Source organism: Pseudomonas agronomica, from assembly GCF_025917275.1.
GTDB classification, from domain to species: Bacteria; Pseudomonadota; Gammaproteobacteria; order Pseudomonadales; family Pseudomonadaceae; genus Aquipseudomonas; species Aquipseudomonas agronomica.
In genome coordinates this window covers 1-2,995 of sequence record NZ_JAOSHO010000561.1, presented here as the reverse complement: position 1 = coordinate 2,995, position 2,995 = coordinate 1, and the positions used below count along the sequence as shown (strand labels likewise).

The 2,995-nt window shown below is 59.9% G+C and carries 3 protein-coding genes and 1 pseudogene; 2 read left to right on the top strand and 2 right to left on the bottom strand.

Translation table 11 applies throughout. The features are described from left to right. Positions 1-126, bottom strand: a pseudogene (locus OC610_RS24465) (porphobilinogen synthase); the annotation flags it as partial. Positions 127-330: 204 nt separating this feature from the next. Between OC610_RS24465 and OC610_RS24460 the strand changes: the two are divergent. After that, entirely contained in the window at positions 331-954 is a 624-nt protein-coding gene (locus OC610_RS24460) for a DedA family protein (protein WP_264431531.1), read from the top strand. Here OC610_RS24460 and OC610_RS24455 read toward each other — a convergent pair. After that, positions 935-2,170, bottom strand: coding sequence for a sterol desaturase family protein (locus OC610_RS24455; protein WP_264431529.1), 1,236 nt, complete (start codon positions 2,168-2,170; stop codon positions 935-937). The two genes, OC610_RS24460 and OC610_RS24455, sit on opposite strands and share 20 nt — an antisense overlap. 121 nt (positions 2,171-2,291) lie before the next feature. On the opposite strand from OC610_RS24455, the gene elbB reads away from it, so the two are divergent. Then, entirely contained in the window at positions 2,292-2,960 is a 669-nt protein-coding gene (elbB, locus tag OC610_RS24450) for an isoprenoid biosynthesis glyoxalase ElbB (protein WP_264431528.1), read from the top strand. Positions 2,961-2,995 lie beyond the last annotated feature (35 nt).

Here is a 2,995-nt window from a genome sequence, read left to right as displayed (position 1 = left end):
CACGGGCAGGATCAGGTCGTTGGTCGTCAGGACGTTTTCACGCACCAGCCGACGAGAGAATTCATCGCGACGGTTGCGACGCAGACGGGTAGCGGGAAACAGACGATTGGCAGGGGTAAAGCTCACGGCAGACTCCTGAGCCCGCAGACGGGCGAGCGTGACAGTTATAAGCGGCCATTATGACGAACGTATGACAGTTGTGCGTAGGCGTGACCGGTAGTCGCAGTCATTGTCTTCTGTAGGAAATGTTAACGTCGAGACACATTTCGATACTTTCCTGAATGTGCCTGAAGGGTTAGGCTGCGCGTTCATTTCGCCAGCACCCAGACAATGCTCCAACAATTTCTGCATGACTTCGGCTACTTTGCCCTCTTTATCGGGACGTTCTTCGAAGGCGAAACCATCCTCGTGCTCGCAGGTTTCCTGGCGTTCCGTGGCTACATGGACATCAACTTGGTGGTGGTCGTGGCGTTTTGCGGCAGCTATGCGGGCGATCAGCTGTGGTATTTCCTGGGGCGCAAGCACGGACGCAAGCTGTTGGCGCGCAAGCCGCGCTGGCAGTTGATGGGTGATCGGGCGCTGGAACATATCCGCAAGCATCCGGACATCTGGGTACTGAGCTTTCGCTTCGTCTACGGCCTGCGGACGGTGATGCCGGTGGCCATCGGCCTGTCGGGCTATCCGCCGGGTCGCTACCTGCTGCTCAACGGCATCGGTGCAGCGATCTGGGCCACGGCGCTAGCCGCCGCCGCGTACCACTTCGGCGCGGTGCTCGAAGGCATGCTCGGCAGCATCAAGAAATACGAACTGTGGGTACTCGGTGCCCTGCTGTTGCTGGGCTTGGGCTTGTGGCTGCGTCGGCGCATCAAGAATGCGCGACTGGCCAGGAAAGTCCTCGAAGCCGAGCGCCAGGGACAGGCCAGGTCCGGCGCATCTACGACGCCAAACGAGTAACCCGGCTGCGACAGCAATACAGCCCGATACCGCTGAGCAGGCAATAACAGCAAAGCCCCGCCCAGGCCAGCGGACTGGCCGGCCACAACCCGGTCATCGGTGCCAGCCACACCAGCGGCAGGCTCGAAGCCAGCCGCATCAGTTCCAGCTTCAGCGCCCAAGGGCGATTCTCCAGGACCACGCCCAACACGAACAGACCGAACGCCACCGCGCCCCAACCCAGTATCAGGGCGGCGACCGGCAGGCTGTCTTCAAGGTTCATCAAATAGCTGCCCAAGGCGATGTAGGCGCAGAACTGCAGCGCCACATATCCCTGCTGGCGGGGTTCCAGCGCCACCTCGAATTTGCGGAACTGGCCCAGGTCCGGCTTGTTCAGCGGGTACTTGGCTGCGACGTCCGCCGGACGCCAACCGGTGGGCATGAACCAGATCCGCAGCTTGTCTCGCCAGCGCCCGGCCCGCCGCGCATCAGCCCACAATTGCGTATAAAACTGCAGGTTGGCCCACAACGGATTCCAGCTCGCCAGCGGCGTGGTCACGCCAAAGATCACCGGTTCTCGATCATCCTCTTCCTGGAAACTGCCAAACAGACGGTCCCAAATAATGAACACCCCGCCGTAGTTGCGATCCATGTAGAGAGGGTTCTGTGCATGGTGGGTACGATGATTCGACGGCGTGACGAAGAACCACTCCAGCCAGCCGAGCTTGGGAATGTGCTGGGTATGGACCCAGAACTGGTACAGCAGATTCAGCGCCGCGACGCTGATGAACATCACCAGCGGCACGCCCAGGACCGCCAGCGGCAGATAGAAAATCCAGCTCAGCAGGAAACCGGTGCTGGTCTGGCGCAGCGCGGTGGAGAGGTTGTAGTCCTCGCTCTGGTGATGCACCGAATGAGCCGCCCAGAGAATGTTGCGCTCGTGCCCCATGCGGTGCAGCCAGTAATAACAGAAGTCGTAGAACACGAAGGCGAACACCCAGGTCCAGGCTTTATCGGCAGGCAGCTCGATAATTGCCAAGTGCTCCAATGCAAAGGCGTACGTCACCAGTCCAACGCCTTTGGTCAGCAGCCCCGTGGTGGTCGACAGCACCCCGGTACTCAAGCTGTTGATCGCATCCGCCAGGCGATAGTGGCTCACGCCACGCCAGCGGTCGGCGAGCAATTCGACGGCAATCAACACGAAGAAAAACGGCACGGCATACAGGATGAAATTCATGTTGCGACCCGGGCACGCAAGGGGGGAGAAGTCGGCAGATTAGGTGTAGCCGCCAGATCCACCTATGGCAACGAGTGACAAATTAGTAGACATTTAACGCCATGAATCTGGAGAAAAGCCCATGAGCAAAAAAGTTGCAGTGATCCTTTCCGGCTGTGGCGTGTATGACGGCGCAGAGATCCACGAAAGCGTGATCACGCTGTTGCGTCTCGACCAGCGCGGCGCGCAGGTCCAATGCTTCGCCCCCAACATTGCCCAATTGCATGTCATCAACCACCTGACTGGCGAGGAAATGCCCGAAAGCCGCAACGTGCTCGTGGAGTCGGCGCGCATCGCCCGGGGCAATGTGAAGGACCTGCGCGAAGCCAGGGCCGAAGATTTCGACGCGCTCATCGTACCCGGTGGTTTTGGCTCGGCGAAAAACCTGTCGAATTTTGCTGTTGAAGGTGCCGGGTGCACGGTCCAGCCGGATGTCCTGGCATTGACCGAAGCCTTTGCCGAGGCCGGAAAACCGGTGGGACTGATGTGCATTTCTCCGGCCTTGGCGGCGAAAATCTACGGCCCGGGAGTGAATTGCACCATCGGCACGGATGCCGACACGGCCGCCGCCGTGACCAAGATGGGCGGCACCCATGAAGAATGCCTGGTTACCGACATCGTCGAAGACACCGCGCGCAAACTCGTCAGCACACCCGCCTACATGCTGGCGCAGAACATCAGTGAAGCCGCCTCGGGCATCAACAAACTGGTGGATCGGGTGTTGGAATTGACGCACGAGAACGATGCCTGACCCCATTTCCTCTTTCCTGTGGGAGCGAGCTTGCT

Excerpts from the sequence above, each read along its gene's own strand:
- OC610_RS24460 (WP_264431531.1), top strand. The coding sequence starts at position 331 with ATGCTCCAACAATTTCTGCATGACTTCGGCTACTTTGCCCTCTTTATC.
- OC610_RS24455 (WP_264431529.1), bottom strand. The coding sequence starts at position 2,170 with ATGAATTTCATCCTGTATGCCGTGCCGTTTTTCTTCGTGTTGATTGCC.
- elbB (WP_264431528.1), top strand. The coding sequence starts at position 2,292 with ATGAGCAAAAAAGTTGCAGTGATCCTTTCCGGCTGTGGCGTGTATGAC.